The organism is Kitasatospora sp. NPDC058115 (assembly GCF_042884635.1).
Classification (GTDB): domain Bacteria; phylum Actinomycetota; class Actinomycetes; order Streptomycetales; family Streptomycetaceae; genus Kitasatospora.
The window spans coordinates 1-14,896 of the sequence record NZ_JBHVTL010000046.1 but is presented as its reverse complement, the minus strand read 5'-3'; the positions used below and the strand labels follow the sequence as shown (position 1 = coordinate 14,896).

At 75.2% G+C, this 14,896-nt stretch carries 12 protein-coding genes and 1 pseudogene; 6 read left to right on the top strand and 7 right to left on the bottom strand.

The features are described from left to right. Positions 1–63: 63 nt before the first annotated feature. The 4 genes from ACFVVL_RS33435 to ACFVVL_RS33420 all read right to left on the bottom strand — a co-directional run bounded on the left by ACFVVL_RS33435 (position 64) and on the right by ACFVVL_RS33420 (position 4,678). The gene (locus tag ACFVVL_RS33435) at positions 64–1,719 is read right to left on the bottom strand and encodes an LCP family protein (protein WP_387681968.1); all 1,656 of its coding nucleotides are present in this window, start codon (positions 1,717–1,719) and stop codon (positions 64–66) included. 236 nt (positions 1,720–1,955) lie between these two features. Beyond that, on the bottom strand, positions 1,956–3,269 hold the full coding sequence (locus ACFVVL_RS33430) for an LCP family protein (RefSeq protein ID WP_387681965.1): 1,314 nt from the start codon (positions 3,267–3,269) through the stop codon (positions 1,956–1,958). Between the two features lie 36 nt (positions 3,270–3,305). Beyond that, positions 3,306–4,097, bottom strand: a complete 792-nt coding sequence (locus tag ACFVVL_RS33425) for a TIGR03089 family protein (protein WP_387681962.1) — start codon at positions 4,095–4,097, stop codon at positions 3,306–3,308. 137 nt (positions 4,098–4,234) lie between these two features. Then, positions 4,235–4,678, bottom strand: coding sequence for an SgcJ/EcaC family oxidoreductase (locus ACFVVL_RS33420; RefSeq protein WP_387681959.1), 444 nt, complete (start codon positions 4,676–4,678; stop codon positions 4,235–4,237). Between the two features lie 54 nt (positions 4,679–4,732). On the opposite strand from ACFVVL_RS33420, the gene ACFVVL_RS33415 reads away from it, so the two are divergent. From ACFVVL_RS33415 to ACFVVL_RS33405, 3 genes are all read left to right on the top strand, one after another. Then, positions 4,733–5,734 (top strand): DNA-3-methyladenine glycosylase family protein, encoded by a 1,002-nt coding sequence (locus ACFVVL_RS33415; protein ID WP_387681956.1) that lies wholly within the window; start codon positions 4,733–4,735, stop codon positions 5,732–5,734. 71 nt (positions 5,735–5,805) lie between these two features. Then, a complete protein-coding gene (locus ACFVVL_RS33410) occupies positions 5,806–6,060 on the top strand; it encodes a type II toxin-antitoxin system Phd/YefM family antitoxin (protein ID WP_380296076.1) in 255 nt (84 codons plus the stop codon). Further along, the gene (locus ACFVVL_RS33405; protein ID WP_387681953.1) at positions 6,057–6,503 is read left to right on the top strand and encodes a PIN domain-containing protein; all 447 of its coding nucleotides are present in this window, start codon (positions 6,057–6,059) and stop codon (positions 6,501–6,503) included. Before ACFVVL_RS33410 ends, ACFVVL_RS33405 begins: the two co-directional genes overlap by 4 nt. An 18-nt stretch (positions 6,504–6,521) precedes the next feature. On the opposite strand, the gene ACFVVL_RS33400 is transcribed toward ACFVVL_RS33405, so the two are convergent. The 3 genes from ACFVVL_RS33400 to ACFVVL_RS33390 all read right to left on the bottom strand — a co-directional run bounded on the left by ACFVVL_RS33400 (position 6,522) and on the right by ACFVVL_RS33390 (position 9,511). After that, on the bottom strand, positions 6,522–7,814 hold the full coding sequence (locus tag ACFVVL_RS33400) for a coenzyme F420-0:L-glutamate ligase (RefSeq protein ID WP_387681950.1): 1,293 nt from the start codon (positions 7,812–7,814) through the stop codon (positions 6,522–6,524). Then, a complete protein-coding gene (gene cofD, locus ACFVVL_RS33395; protein ID WP_387681947.1) occupies positions 7,811–8,821 on the bottom strand; it encodes a 2-phospho-L-lactate transferase in 1,011 nt (336 codons plus the stop codon). Before cofD ends, ACFVVL_RS33400 begins: the two co-directional genes overlap by 4 nt. A gap of 72 nt (positions 8,822–8,893) precedes the next feature. Further along, on the bottom strand, positions 8,894–9,511 hold the full coding sequence (locus ACFVVL_RS33390) for a cysteine dioxygenase (protein WP_380296069.1): 618 nt from the start codon (positions 9,509–9,511) through the stop codon (positions 8,894–8,896). 622 nt (positions 9,512–10,133) lie between these two features. On the opposite strand from ACFVVL_RS33390, the gene ACFVVL_RS33385 reads away from it, so the two are divergent. From ACFVVL_RS33385 to ACFVVL_RS33375, 3 genes and pseudogenes are all read left to right on the top strand, one after another. After that, positions 10,134–10,403, top strand: coding sequence for a WhiB family transcriptional regulator (locus ACFVVL_RS33385; RefSeq protein WP_030310813.1), 270 nt, complete (start codon positions 10,134–10,136; stop codon positions 10,401–10,403). 234 nt (positions 10,404–10,637) lie between these two features. After that, positions 10,638–14,501, top strand: coding sequence for a glycosyltransferase (locus tag ACFVVL_RS33380; protein ID WP_387681944.1), 3,864 nt, complete (start codon positions 10,638–10,640; stop codon positions 14,499–14,501). A 6-nt stretch (positions 14,502–14,507) separates the two neighbouring features. Next, positions 14,508–14,896: pseudogene (locus ACFVVL_RS33375) on the top strand (hypothetical protein); the annotation flags it as partial.

The window sequence follows — 14,896 nt, the reverse complement described above, 5'->3', positions numbered from 1 at the left end:
CACCGGGACGCCCCGGGACGCCGGCGGGCCGCTCGCGCCCGCCGGGGCGGCCCTGACGTCAGCTCACTTGGCGCAGACGTCGGTGTCGTCGGCCTGGACCCGCTGGAGGTCCTTCGGCGCCTCGGTGGCCGGCGCGCTCGGGGTCGCCGCGGCGGCGGCCGCGTCCTTGCCGAGCACCAGCACCAGCCCGTCCTTGGCGCCCAGCTTCGGGTCCGCCCTGACCGCGTCGGCGGGCAGGCCCAGGGCGGTGGCCAGTGCCGCCGCCTCGGCGGCCTTCCCGGCCGGGTGGGAGAGCGTGGTGGCCGCCGCGACGGGCGCGTTGGCGGCGGTCGCGGCCCGGGTGTAGCCCTTCGCCTGCAGCCGGTCGACGGCCTGCTGCGCCTGCCCGGGCGTCCCGCTGCCGTTGCGCACCGTCACCCGCAGCTGCTGCACGTCCGCCGCCGGAGCGGCCGGAGCGGCCGTGGTCGGAGCCGCCGGAGCTGCCGGGGCCGCCGACGTGGCAGGGGCCGAGGGAGCCGCCGGGGCCGCCCCGGCGGAGTCCGCCGTCCCGGTCAGCGACCGGTCGTTGCCGACCATCGAGAACAGCTGCCCGGCGTCCGGCTGCTTGAGCACCAGCCGGTTCTCGTCCGCCGGGTCGTCCAGCACCGGCACGGTGGCGAAGGTGATGTTCTTGGTGTCGACCTTGCTGACGTCCAGCGCGAGGCCGGTCAGCTTGTCGACGCTGCCGATCCCGGAGTCGACGGTGAGCGCCTTGGTGGCGGCGTCCGCGAGCTTCCACAGCTTGGCCGGGTCGGTCAGGGTGTCGTTGCTCTTGGCCGAGCGGATCATCGAGCTGATGAACTGCTGCTGCAACGGGATCCGGGAGAGGTCGCCGCCCTGTCCGACGGCGTGCCGGGTACGAACGAAGGCGAGCGCCTCGTCGCCCTGGACGACGTGCCGGCCCTTGCTCATCTTCAGGTGCGAGTCCGGGTCGTTGATGTCCTTGGCCACGCAGACCTCGACGCCGCCGACGGCGCTGGAGAGCGTCTTCACCGCGTCGAAGTTGACCATCATGAAGTGGTCGATCCGGATCCCGGTCATCTTCTCGACGGTCTTCCAGGTGCAGCTCGGGTCGCGGCCCTCCTGGCCCAGGCTGTTGTTGAACATCGTGCGCGCCGTGCCGGGGATGGTCTTCCCGTCCGGCGTCCGGCAGTCCGGCACCGGCACCATGAGGTCGCGCGGGATGCTGAGCACCGTCGCGTTGCTGCGGTCCTTGGCGACGTGGAACAGCATGGTGGTGTCGGCGTGCCCGGCGCTGCCCTCGTCGCCGTACGCGCGGCCCAGGCCCTCCCGGCTGTCGGTGCCGATCACCAGGATGTTCGTGGCGTCGCCGACCGGCTGGGGCCGCTCCGCCTCGTTGCCCAGCTGCACCTTGACGGTGGTGATGTTGTTGTTGAAGTGCTGGTACGCGTAGTACGCGCCACCGCAGCCGGCCACCAGGACGAACGCGCCGAGGCCGCCGGTCCACTTCAGCAGCCGTCGCCGGCGGTTGCGCCGGGCGGCGCCGCGCGCCCTCCGCCGGGCGGCCCGCCCCCCGTCGGCCGCCCTCCCGGGGGCGGGGTCGGTCGCGGCCTCGGCCGCGGTCCCCGAGGGGCGCCGGCGCTGGACGGGGATGCCCCGGGCCGGGTCGGACGGGGTCGGCCCGGCGTCCGGCGTGGCGCCGTGGATGTCCTGCTGCACGGGTGTTCCCCTCCCTCCGGCCGGTTCTCGGGCCGGTGCGCGAATTGCGCGACCGACTCGGACACCCTAGACGAGCCGGGTGGGGGAATTGTTCCGGGTGTGATCTCCGCCATGATGCGGACCGGCGATTTCCGCAGGTGAATCAGGTGCTGGGAATTTCCGGTGAGAACCTTTCAAGATCATGATCCGTGTACGGAATGGTGATCAGATGATCACTTGATTCGCATGGCGACGGGTCAGTGCACCGCGCACGCGTCCACGTCGGCGGTCCGCCCCTCGAACGAGGGCGGAGTGCTCACGCTCGGTGACGGCGAGGTCGACGGCGAGGTCAGCGGCGAGGTCGGTGACGAGGCCGACGGCGAGGTCGGCGCCGAGGACGAGGGGGCCGCCGACGGGGCCGCCCGGGCCGTCGGCGACGGGCCCGACCCCGGGGGCCGCACCTCCACCGGCCGGTCGTCCCGCAGCGCCGCGAACAGCTGAGCGGTCTGCGGCTGCACGAACTCGTCGCGGTCCGAGTCGAACCGGTACGGCTGCCGCGGCGCCGTCAGGAAGGTCACGTCCGAGGACGGGATCCCGCGCAGGTCCTGGGTCAGGTCGTACAGCGCGCCCAGCGAGGACAGCGAGCCGTCGGCCCGCACCGACGAGGTGGCCGCGTCCAGCACCGGCCACAGCTTGGTCGGGTTGAGCAGCACGCCCTGCGACTGCACCTTGCGGATCAGCGCCGCCAGGAACTGCTGCTGACGCCCCATCCGCTGGGTGTCGCTGCCGTCGCCGAGGGTCTCCCGGGCCCGGACGTAGCCGAGCGCCTGCTCGCCGTGCAGGGTCTGCCGCCCGGCCGGGAGGTCCAGCTTGGCGTCCTTGTCGTGGATCGGCTGGGGCACGCACACCTCGACCCCGTCGACGGCGTCCACCATCCGCTTGAACCCGGTGAAGTCGATGATCACGTAGTGGTCGATCCGGATGCCGCTGAGCTGCTCGACGGTCCGGATCGAGCAGGCCGGGCCGCCGGTCTCGAAGGCGGCGTTGAACTGCAGCAGCGCGGGCCGGCTGCGGGTGCCGTCCGGCTTCTCGCAGGCGGGGACGCTCACCATGACGTCGCGCGGGATGGAGACGGCGGTCGCGCGCCGCCGGTCGGCCGCCAGGTGCAGCAGGATCGTGGTGTCCGACCGCTGGCCGCCCGCCGAGCCGTAGGAGGCGTTGGCGCCGGTCCGGTCGTCGCTGCCGATCAGCAGCAGGTTCTCCGCGCCGCGGGCCCCGGCGGTCCGGGCGGGGCGCTCCGCCTCCAGCCGGGCCAGCAGCTGGTCGGTGGTGGAGTCGGTGCGGATGTTGCCGTCGAGCTTGCGGTAGGCGATCCAGAGCACGGTGCCGCAGGCCACCAGCAGGAACGCCAGGGCGCCGGCGGTGACGACCAGCCACCGGCGGCGGCGGCGCCGGCGGGCGCCGGAAGCCTCCGCAATGGCTTCCGGCTCCGCGGCGCCGGCCTCCTCGGCCGGGGGTCGGTCGGTCGGCGGGCGTTCGGTCGGGGGGTGCTCGGTGTCGTCCTCGGCCATGGCAGGGATCCCTACCCGCCGGGCCGGGGCCGGGGGTTACCCGAGGCGCAGTGTCACCCGTTCGGATTCCACCCGCTTCTCCCACTGGTCGGCGTCCAGGCCGTCCGAGTTGCGGCAGAGCACCACCGAGGCCCCGGCCGCCAGCGGCGCCAGCAGCCCGGCCTCCAGACCCGCCCAGTCGTCGTAGGAGAGGGTGGACAGCACCCGGTCGCCCGGTCCCACCCCGAGCCGGGCGGCGCCCTCGCGGGCCAGCTGGACGGTCTGCTCCCCGGTCAGCTTCAGCGGCAGGCCGTCGACCGAGGTCTCCAGCGCCGGGGCGTCCGGGGTGACGGGGGAGTAGGGGGCGAACCGGTCGCCCTGGCCGGGCACCTCGGCCGCGTAGTCGAGGAAACCGTCCGGACGCTGCGGGAAGCGCCCGCCGAGCGGGCGCAGCGCGAGCGCCACCCGCTCGCCCTCGCACGCCTGGGCGGCCTCCAGGCCGTCCGGGCCGCTGACCACCAGGTCGGCGCCGGCCGGGTCGCCGCCCGGCACCGCCGTCACCCCCACCGACCAGCAGGCGAGCAGCCAGACGGCGCTCTGCCAGTGGGCCGGGAGGAGCAGCGCGGCCCGGTCGCCCGGCCCGGCATTGAGCTCGTCCTGGAGCAGGTTCGCGGTCTTGGCCACCCAGTTGTCGAAGGTCCGGGCGGAGAGTTCGACGCGTTCGCCGCTGGCGTCGTCGTAGAAGGTGACCAGCGGGGCCGCGGGGTCGACTGAGGGAGCGCCACCTCGCAGGAAAGCGTGCAGCAGCTCGACGGGGGTGCGGGCATCGGCAGCGAAAGGCGAAGTCATGGTGCGCCCCAGCCTACGGCCTACGGGCGGACGTCCGGGAGGGGTGGCGGGGGCGCCGCCGGGCGGCGTGGCGGGCAGGTCGAAATCCCGTGAACATCCGGTTCACGCGCGGCGCCGCCCGCCGGATCACCGCATGATCACCGCGGCCCCGGCCCGCGGCCGACCAGCGCCCGCAGTTCCGCCGTCAGCGCCTGCGCGAGGTCGGGCCGCAGGTCGTACCGGGCCGGGGTGGTCTGCCACAGCGCGATCCGCCAGCCCGCCCCCGCGTCGACCGCGATCACCGTCTGCACCGCGTTCAGCGCGGGGTCCACGTCCTCCGCGTCGTCCGGCACCAGGCCGGCGACCGCGTCCAGCTGCGCCACCCCGGGGGCCAGCGCCCGTACCCGCCGCACCTTGGCGACGTACTCGGGCGTGGCGTGGTCGGCGAAGACCCGTCCGAGCTCGGCGGCCATCACCGAGCGGCCGCGGTGGCGGGTCCCGTCGAAGCCGATCACCTCGCCGTCCGGCGCGAACGGCCCGGCGAAGGCGGCGCCGTCCCGCAGGTTCCAGCCCTCCAGCACCCGGTGGTAGAGGGCCCGCACGGCACTCTCGTCACCTGGGGACAATTCCGTCACCCGCGTATCGTTCATATCCCCATGGTCGACGGACAGCGCAGGAGGTGCACGGCGGTGAACGGGAGGAGCGTGCCCGCCCCGAGGGCCACCGGCAGCGGCCCCGGCACCGGCGCCGCGGCCGTGCGCCGCTGGCGGCCCGGCTTCCCGCTGGACGTGGCCCGCACCCTGCTCCCGCTGCGCCGCGGCCCGGCCGACCCGGCGTACCGGACCACCGCCGACGGCGCCGTCTGGCGGGCCTCCCGCACCCCGGCCGGCGTCGGCACCCTGCGGGTGCTCGCCCGCCCCTCCGAGGGCGTGGTCGAGGCGGACGCCTGGGGCCCGGGCGCGCCGTGGCTGCTCGACCGGCTGCCCGAGCTGCTCGGCGACGCGGACGACCCGGCGGGCCTGGTCCTGCCGCCCGGCCCGCTGCGCGAGGCCCAGCGCGCGGCGGCCGGCGTGCGGCTGGCCAGGACCGGGCTGGTGCTGGAGTCCCTGGTGCCGGCGATCCTGGAGCAGAAGGTCACCACCGGCGAGGCCTACCGCGCCTGGCGCGCCCTGCTGCGCGCCTTCGGCACCCCGGCGCCCGGGCCGGCGGGGGAGATGCGGGTGGCGCCGTCGGCCCGCGAGTGGTCGCAGGTGCCGAGCTGGGACTGGCACCGGGCGGGCGTGGACCCGAAGCGCTCGGCGACGGTGCAGCGCGCCGTCCGCCTGGCGCCCCGCCTGGAGGAGGCCTCCGCGATGGACCACGAGGCGTCCTTCGCCCGCCTCACCGCCGTCCCGGGCATCGGCGTCTGGACGGCCGCCGAGACCCTCCAGCGCAGCAACGGCGACGCGGACGCCGTCTCGGTCGGCGACTTCCACCTGCCCAACACCGTCGGCTGGGCGCTGGCCGGCCGGGTCCGCAGCGACGACGCCCAGATGCTGGCGCTCCTGGAGCCCTACCGCCCGCACCGCCACCGCCTGTGCCGGATCGTCCTCGCCACCGGCACCCACGCCCCCCGCTTCGGCCCCCGCCTCGCCCCCAACGACCACCGCCGGCGCTAAACCCACACGTTCGGGTGAATTGCACCCCCACATGATGTACTACACCGTAGTACCAGGCTTAGGCTGGCCTCATGGAAGCAACGATGCGGGAACTGAACCAGCAGACGGCCAAGGTGATAGGAGCCGTCGAGCGCGGTGAGACCGTGATCGTCACCAAGGACGGCCGCCATGTCGCCACGATCGTGCCGCCGGACCTCGCCGAGCCGGTCTACCCGTTCCGTACCGACCCGATGGGCGACGAGATCGACGACATGCCGAGTTTCGGAGGCGGAGGCGGTCGCATCGTGGCCGATCTCGACAAGCACATGGAAGGGTTCGGGCGGTGACGGCGGTCGCGGTGGTCGGCGACACCGGCGCGCTGCTCGCGGCCTACGCGCGGGACGAGCCTGACCACATCGCCTGCCGGAAGGCGTTGGACACCGTGGGCCACCTGGTCATTTCGCCGCTGGTGCTCGCCGAACTGGACTACCTGGCCCACCGGACGCTCGGCGCCGGCGCGGCGATGGGCATCCTGGAGGACATCATCGACCGTTGCACGATCGGCCGGTTCGAGGTCCCGGAGGTCGCTTCGCACCTGGGTGCCGCGCGAATCGTCATGCGCCGCTACCCGGAGCTGAGCATGGGCCTGACCGACGCGATCAACGTCGCGCTGGCCGCCGAGTTCCGCACCGACGCCGTGCTGACGATCGACCGCAGGCACTTCCGCGCGATCCGGCCGCTGACCAACCACCAGGCCTTCCGCCTGCTGCCGGACGACCTCGGCGACTGACACCCGCCGTCGGGTCGGTCAGCGGACCTCGATGAAGGCGTCCGCCGTCCGCTCGGGGCGGGTGCGCGGGGGTTCGGCGGGGCGGCCGACGGCGACGGCGCCCATCGGGTCCCAGTGGCCGGGGAGGCCGAGGGCGGTGCGGACGGTGTCGCGGCAGAACATGGTGGAGGACACCCAGGCCGAGCCGTAGCCCTCGCCGGCCAGGGCGACCAGGAGGTTCTGCACCGCCGCGCCGATCGCGACGGTGAACATCTCCCGCTCGGCGCCGGCCCGGCGCTCGTCGGGGTAGTCGTGCGAGCCGTCCATCACCAGGCAGGGCACCACCAGGTACGGGGCGGCCCGCAGGACGTCGCCGCGGGCGGTGCGGCGGGCGATCCGCTCCTCGTCCCAGCCGTCCAGCTCGGCGAGGTCGCGACGCCAGGCGGTGAGCATCGCGTCCAGCAGCCGGGTCCGGACGCCGGGGGTCTCCAGCAGCACGAACCGCCACGGCGTGGTGTGGTGCGGCGCGGGCGCGGTGACCGCGGCGGCGACGGCGCGCCGCACGGCCTGCGGGTCGACCGGTTCGGCGGTGAACGCGCGGATGGTGCGCCGCTGGGTGACGGCCTGCCGGATCGCCTCGGAGGTGCCGAGCCGGAACATGTCCTCGGCGGCGGGCCGGACCAGCGCCCGGGCGCCCTCGCCGTCCTCGGCGGTGACCAGGTGGCCGAGGCCGCGCACCACGGCGACCGGGGTGCCGGTGGCCTTGCCCTTCACCAGGTCGGCGGCGGCGGCGAGCTCGTCGGCGGTGGCGGTCACGGTCATGGCCAGCTCGTTGCCGTGCGAGTCGGTGCGGCCCCGGTGGTCCTCGACGACGGGCAGCCCGGCGGCGCCGATGGCGACGTCGGTGAGCCCGTTGCGCCAGGGCCGGCCGAAGGTGTCGGTGACCACGACGGCGAGCCGGCGCCCGGTGAGCTGCTGGATCCGGGCCCGCAGCGCGCGGGCCGAGGCGTCCGGGTCCTCGGGCAGCAGCAGGACGGTGCCGGGGGCGGTGTTCGAGGCGTCGACACCGGCGGCGGCCATCACCAGGCCGTTGCGGTTCTCGACGATCCGGGTGCTGCCGCGCCGGGCGACCACCCGGACGGTCTCGGCGTCGATCGCGGCCTCGCGGTCGGCGGCCTCCAGCACCCGGCCCTCGGCCTTGCTGACCACCTTGGAGGTGACCAGCAGGATGTCGCCGTCCTGGTACTCGGCGGCCTTGGCGATCAGCCCGGCGAGGTCGGCGCCGGCGTCGATCTCGGGCAGCCCGCCGACCGGGACGATCCGGAGCGTCATCCGCGCACCTGCTCGGCCAGCGCGAGCGCGGCCCGGGCCATCGCGGCGGTGGCGGGCACGTCGGTCATCAGCAGCGGCACGGCCTGGCAGGCGATCCCGCCGGCCTCGACGGCGGCGACGACGCCCTCGTCCGCGGTGTCCACCAGCCACCCGTCCAGCAGGCCCTCCCGCCGCCCGTCGCCACCCTCGCCCGCGCCGCTCCGCGGCGCCGACCTGCTGCCGTAGTCCAGCGCGACCGCGTCCGCGGTGGCCTCGACGCCGACGGCGGCGAGCACCTTGTCGGCCATGCCGCGCACCGGCGCCCCGCCGATGATCGGGGAGAGCCCGACCACCGGGGCGGACGCGGCGGCGACGGCGGCCCGGATGCCCGGCACGGCGAGGATGGTGCCGATCGAGACGACCGGGTTGGACGGCGGGAAGAGGATGACGTCGGCGTCGGCGATGGCCTCCAGCACGCCGGGCGCCGGCTTGGCGGTCTCCGCGCCGACCGGCACGATCGCCTCGGCGTCGACGGCGGCGTGCAGCTTGACCCAGTACTCCTGGAAGTGGATCGCCCGGGTGCCCCGGTCGTCGGTGATCCGCACGTGGGTCTCGACCCGGTCGTCGCTCATCGGCAGCAGCCGCACCCCGGGCCGCCACCGCACGCAGAGCGCCTCGGTGACCTGGCTGAGGGTGTAGCCGGCGGTGAGCATCTGGCTGCGCACGAGGTGGGTGGCGAAGTCGCGGTCGCCGAGCCCGAACCACTCGGGCCCGACGCCGTACTCCTTCATCTCGGCCTTGATGGACCAGGTCTCGTCGGTCCGGCCCCAGCCCTGCTCCTCGTGGATGCCGCCGCCGAGGGTGTACATGACGGTGTCGAGGTCGGGGCAGACCTTCAGCCCGAAGAGGTGGATGTCGTCACCGGTGTTGCCGATGACGGTGATCTCGTCCTCGGGGCCGACGGCCTCCCGGAGTCCGCGCAGGAAACGCGCTCCGCCGATCCCGCCTGCCAGTGCCACGATGCGCATGCGCCCATCCTGCCACGCGTCGACGGGTCGTCAGCCCGGCCCTCGGCAACCGCCGCCGAGGCCCGGCGGGCCTCAGCCGACCTCGGCGGACGCCTGCGGGTGCTGCTCGGGGACGGCCGTGCCGCCGCCGTACTGGTTCATCTCGGTCAGGCCGGGGCTGTAGAGGTGGATGGAGACGGCCGGCTCCAGCGAGCCGTTGACCACCTCGTGCAGGTAGCCGGCGGAGAACACCCGCTGCCCGCCGGGGCGCAGCGTCCGGGCGCCGTCGCCCGCATGGGTGAGGGAGCGCTCGACGAGTTCACCCCGCACGACGGTCATCACGCCGGCGGAGGCGCCGTGGTCGTGCAGGCCGCTGCTCTGGCCGGGCAGCCAGCTGAGCAGCCAGACCTCGTAGCCGGGGCCGGTCTCCAGCCGGGCGTACCAGCGGGTCAGCGCGTCGTAGCGGACGAGCGGCTCCCAGCGGGCGCGGTCGGCGGCGATCTCGCGGACCAGCCGGGAGTGGTCGGCGACGGTGACGGGGTGCCCGGGCAGGTCGGTGCGCGCGAGGTGCGGGAAGGCCAGCGGGTCGCCGGCGATGGAGACGTCGCTGAGACCGTCGGCCCACGGGTGGGCGGCGGGGCGGGCGGCGTGGAGGCGGCGGGCGAGCTTGCTGCGGTCGCGGTTCCGCTTGCGGATGCGGATCATTCGCACGGGAGTCGTCCTCGGAAAGGCTGGGGCGTCAGGGGATCAGCCGGATCCGGGATGTCCTGGGGCGGGAATCGCGGGCGGCCTCTGTGCTTCCTGGGCGGCGCGCGGCGGGACGGCGGGCGCCTAGATACAGCGGCAGGAACAGAGGCGACAACAGGAGTTCACGGCACGGCGGAGGGCGGAACCGCTCCGGGGGCTGGCGAACTCTGACATAGGGGAAAGGACATCGCATCGACGGGGGCGGTGTCAACTCGGGGAGAGCGGACATTCGGGTGAGATCGGTCATGAAGTACCCGATGGGGTGATAAATCACCCTCTATGTTTCGATGGGAAGATCGCCGGGAAGAGAGGGCGGTGACCGGCCTGTGGCGGTGACTGCGCGTCACCCGGCCCCCGGTCGTGAAGGGTTCGGCAGCCTTCGAGGGTCCTCGGACGTGAGGTCCGATGTGTCCGGTTATGTACACTATTCGTAACGGCTTGGTGCCGGGGAGTGAATCCTGGCCCCAATACCAGAGCTCGGCTTGACTGAGCCAGAGTGACGCAACTGTAATTTCACTCGTGTCGTCGGCCGCACGAGGCAACGGCAACCACGGGGACGCCAATAGGGGCAGAGGAGGCGCGCCACATGAGCGAGCTCTTTGAGCTGTTGATCGGTGACGGCATCGAGGAGGAAGAGGAACTCGGCTGGCAGGAGCGCGCGCTGTGCGCCCAGACCGACCCGGAATCCTTCTTCCCCGAGAAGGGCGGCTCCACGCGCGAGGCCAAGAAGGTCTGCCTCGCCTGCGAGGTCCGCTCCGAGTGCCTGGAGTACGCCCTCGCCAATGACGAGCGATTCGGCATCTGGGGCGGCCTCTCCGAGCGCGAGCGCCGCCGGCTCAAGAAGAGCGCCGTCTGAACGGGGTGGACGCGTCCCCCGGACCCCTGGACCCCGGTTCCTCGAACGACCGGCCCGCACGGACGACCTGCGACGAAGCGCCTCACCACCGGTGGTGAGGCGCTTCCGCGTTCCCGGACGGGCACCCGGGGCGGACACCGTGGACGGAGCCGCCACCCGGAGCCGTTAGTGTGGTGCGCCATCCGGTTGCCGTTCACCGGCTGTGTCCACCGAGAACTGGGGCCCTCGCACGCGATGACCGTCTACAGCCACCAGAGCGGCTTCTCCTCCAGCAGGCCGCCCGCCTACCCGCGCCACCTGGTCACCGCCGTGATCGTCTCGCACGACGGCGCCCGCTGGCTGCCCCGGGCCCTCGCCGGCCTGCTCGGCCAGGACCGCCAGGTCCAGCGCGTCCTCGCCGTCGACACCGGCTCCACCGACGACTCCCCGCGCCTGCTCGCCGAGACCCTCGCCGACTGGCTCCCGGAGAGCGGCCCGACCGTCCTCGGCCGCCGGGCCGGCTTCGGCACCGCCGTCGGCGAGGCCGTCTTCAACAGCCCCCCGCTGCGCCCCGAGGACCTGCCCTACCGGCTCGACCCCTCCGGCTACGACCCGGTCACCGGCGGCTGGGACGACTTCGGCGACCCGCTCGGCGAGGAGGACGGCCTCGGCCGCGGCGGCCCCCGGGAGACCCAGCCGGTCGAGTGGCTCTGGCTGCTGCACGACGACTGCGAACCGCAGACCGACGCGCTGCGCCGACTGCTCCAGGTCGCCGACTCCACCCCCAGCGCCGCCGTCGTCGGCCCCAAGCTGCGCAGCTGGTACGACCGCCGCCAGCTGCTGGAGGTCGGCGTCACCATCGCCCGCTCCGGCCGCCGCTGGACCGGCCTCGACCGGCGCGAGCAGGACCAGGGCCAGCACGACCAGGTCCGCCCGGTGCTCGCCGTCTCCACCGCCGGCATGCTGGTGCGCCGCGACGTCTTCGAGCAGCTCGGCGGCTTCGACCGGGCGCTGCCGCTGATGCGCGACGACACCGACTTCTGCTGGCGGGTCAACGCCGCCGGCCACCGCGTCGTGGTCGCCCCGGACGCCGTGCTCCGGCACGCCGAGGCCGCCAGCCGCGAGCGCCGCGCCATCGACTGCGGCCCCGCCCACCCGCACCGGGTGGACAAGGCCGGCGCCGTCTACACCCTGCTCGCCAACACCAGGGGCGTGCTCTTCCCCTACGTCCTGTTGCGGCTGGTGCTCGGCACCCTGCTGCGGGTGGTCGCCAACCTGCTCGGCAAGGACCCCAAGCAGGCCTTCGACGAACTCGCCGGCCTCGGCCACGAACTCGTGCGGCTGCCCCGGCTGCTGGCCGCCCGCAAACGCCGCGCCCGCAGCCGGGCCGCCGACGCCCTGGACGACCGCACGCTCTTCCCCGCACCCGGCGCCACCGCCCGGCTCGCCGTCGAGGGCGTCATCGGCTCGCTCGGCATAGGGGGCGGCGACGACGCCGGCTCCGGCCGGCACGGCACCGCCGAGGCCGGCGGCGACGAGGACGCCGAGGACCTCGTCGTCGAGCAGTTCGCGCTGGTCAAGAAGCTCGTCCGGCGCCCCGCCCCGGTGCTGTTCGCCGCCCTGCTGGTGTTCGCCCTGGTCGCCTGCCGCGGCCTGCTCGGCGCTGACGCCCTGTTCGGCGGCGCCCTGCTGCCCGCCACCGACGGCGCGGCCGGACTCTGGTCGATGTACGCCGACGCCTGGCACCCCGTCGGCACCGGCTCCACCGCCTCCGCGCCGCCCTACCTCGCGGTGCTGTCGATCCTCTCCTGGATGCTGTTCGACCACGCCGACCTCGCGGTCACCCTGCTGGTCGTCCTCGCCGTCCCGCTCTCCGCCGTCAGCGCCTACCTGGTCTCCCGGCCGCTGATCGACTCCAAGCTGGTCCGCGCCTGGGCCAGCGCCACCTACGCCCTGCTGCCCGCCGCCACCGGCGCGCTCGCCCAGGGCCGGATCGGCACCGCCGTGCTGGCCGTGCTGCTCCCGCCGCTGGCCCGTGCCGCCGCGATCACCGCCGGCCTCGGCATCCGGGACGAGAGCGCCGCCAAGGGCGCCCGCCCCGGCTGGCGCTCCGCCTGGATGACCGTCCTGCTGCTCACCCTGGCCACCGCCTTCGTCCCGCTGGTCTGGGCGCTGGCCGTGCCGCTCTGCCTGGCCATGCTGCTCACCGCGGTGGTCCGCGGCGGCGCCTTCGGCTCCGGCGTCACCGCGCTGCGCCTGCTCGGCCTGCGCGTCCTGGTCGTCCTCGCGGTGCCGGTCGCCGTCCTGGCGCCCTGGTCGCTCCAGGTGCTCTCGCACCCGCAGTGGCTGCTGCTCGAAGCGGGCCTGCCCGGCCTGCACGGCGCCGGGCCGACCGCCACCGGGCTGCTCCTGGTCAACCCGGGCGGCGCCGGGGTGCCGCCGGTCTGGCTCTCCGCCGGCGTGGTGCTCGCCGCGCTGGCCGCCCTGCTGCGCGCCGACCGCCGCCGCGCGGTGCTCGCCGCCTGGGGCGCCGCCGGCGCCGGACTGCTGTTCGCCGTCGCGGTGGCCGGCACCTCGGTCACCCCCGCCTCCGGCGGCCCGGCCGTGCCCGCGTGGTCCGGCCCCGCCACCCTGCTGGCCGGCGTCGCCCTGCTCGCCGCCGCCGCGATCGGCGCCGACGGCGCCAACGCCCGTGTGGCCGGCATCGCCTTCGGCTGGCGCCAGCCGGTCGCCGCCCTGGTGGTCGCCGCCGCCGTGCTCGCCCCGCTGGGCACCGGCCTCTGGTGGGCCGTCACCGGCGCCGACGGCCCGCTGCACCGCGGCCGCGGTGCCCAGGTGCCCGCGTTCATCGCCGAGCAGGCCGGCACCACCGACCGCTCCCGCACCCTGGTCGTCACCGGCGACCCGAAGGGCGGCTCGGTCGACTACACCGTCGTCCGCGGCGCCGGACTGACGCTCGGCCAGGCCGAGTCCACCGTCGACCCGGCCACCGGCACCACGGCCGGCCTGGACCGCACGGTCGGCAGCCTGCTGGCCGGCTCCGGCGCCGACCAGGCGGGCGCGCTCTCCCGCTACGGCATCGCCTACGTGCTGGTCGACCAGCCGCTGATCGGCGCCTTCAAGGACGTCCTGGACACCACCCCCGGCCTGGTCAAGGCCAACCAGGACGGCGGCGCCGCGCTCTGGCAGGTCGACGGCACCCCCGCCACCCGCGCGCTGATCACCGCCCCGGGCGCCGTCCCCGTGGTCGTCCCGGCCGGTGAGCGCGACCTCGACACCACCCTGCCGGCCGGACCCGAGGGCCGGGTGCTGCGCCTCGCCGAGTCCGCCGCCCCGCAGTGGAAGGCCACCCTGGACGGCACCGCCCTGGAGCCGGTCACCGTGGACGGCTGGGCGCAGGGCTTCAAGCTCCCGGCCGGCGGCGGCAAGCTGCTGGTCACCCGGGAGGGCAGCCTGGCGCACACCGGCTGGATCTGGGCGCAACTGCTGCTCGGCCTGACCGTCCTGGTGCTGGCCCTGCCCGGCCGGCGCAACCACAAGGACGACGACCTGCCCGAGGACGTGGTCGAGGCCGCCGCGCTGGCCGCCGCCGCCCAGGCGCAGGCCCCGGCCCCCGGCAGCCGCCGGGCCCGCCGGATGGCCGAGCGCGGCGACGGCACCGAGGTCGAGGCCCCGGACACCGACGAGCCGGACGCCGGGGTGTACGAGGGCCGGCCGGGCACGATCCCGGCGCAGTCCGCGGGCGAGCCGGCGGTCGGGGCGGTCCAGGCGGCCGCCGCCGCGCAGGAGGCCGAGCCGTACACCGACCCCTACCAGACGTACCAGCAGGCCGACCCGTACAGCTACGACCCGTACGCCGCGCAGCAGCCGGTGGGCGCGCCGTACGGCGGCGGCCAGGGCTACGGCGGCCAGGACGGCTACCAGCAGCAGGGCTACCAGCCGTACCCGGCGGACCAGCAGTACGGCTACGACCAGTACCAGCAGCCGGGCCAGCAGCCCTGGGTGCCCGGACAGCAGCAGGCCGAGCCCTACTACGACCAGCCGGACCCGAACGAGCCCCACGACCCGAACGGCCCGCACGGCCCGGGCCGGTACCCGCACCACGGATCCGGGAGCTGACCCGCGATGAAGAAGCCCGCCTTCAGGAAGAAGCCCGCCGCGCCGGGCGCCGCCCCCGCCGGGGCCTTCGACGGCGCCCCCGCCCCGAAGGGCTCCTCGGTGGCGCGCACCACCCGCTCGCTGCTGGCCGCGGGCGTGGTGCTCGCGGCGGTGTTCGGCATCGCCGAGCTGCGCCCGCCGGCCGCCCCGGCCCGCACCGACCGGGCCACCGCCACCACGGCGCAGGTCGAGCGGAGCACCGCGGTCTGCCCGCAGCCGCTCCAGGGCCTCACCGGCTCCACCACCCTCACCGCGTACACCCCGCCCGGCGCGGGCGAGGCCACCGGCGGGGCCGGCTGGCTCTCCGACGCGGCCGCGCCCGCCGCCGCACCGGCCGCGCCCGCGCCGGGCACCTG

Excerpts from the sequence above, each read along its gene's own strand:
- ACFVVL_RS33430 (WP_387681965.1), bottom strand. The coding sequence starts at position 3,269 with ATGGCCGAGGACGACACCGAGCACCCCCCGACCGAACGCCCGCCGACC.
- ACFVVL_RS33425 (WP_387681962.1), bottom strand. The coding sequence starts at position 4,097 with ATGACTTCGCCTTTCGCTGCCGATGCCCGCACCCCCGTCGAGCTGCTG.
- ACFVVL_RS33415 (WP_387681956.1), top strand. The coding sequence starts at position 4,733 with ATGGTCGACGGACAGCGCAGGAGGTGCACGGCGGTGAACGGGAGGAGC.
- ACFVVL_RS33410 (WP_380296076.1), top strand. The coding sequence starts at position 5,806 with ATGGAAGCAACGATGCGGGAACTGAACCAGCAGACGGCCAAGGTGATA.
- ACFVVL_RS33400 (WP_387681950.1), bottom strand. The coding sequence starts at position 7,814 with ATGACGCTCCGGATCGTCCCGGTCGGCGGGCTGCCCGAGATCGACGCC.
- cofD (WP_387681947.1), bottom strand. The coding sequence starts at position 8,821 with ATGCGCATCGTGGCACTGGCAGGCGGGATCGGCGGAGCGCGTTTCCTG.
- ACFVVL_RS33385 (WP_030310813.1), top strand. The coding sequence starts at position 10,134 with ATGAGCGAGCTCTTTGAGCTGTTGATCGGTGACGGCATCGAGGAGGAA.
- ACFVVL_RS33380 (WP_387681944.1), top strand. The coding sequence starts at position 10,638 with ATGACCGTCTACAGCCACCAGAGCGGCTTCTCCTCCAGCAGGCCGCCC.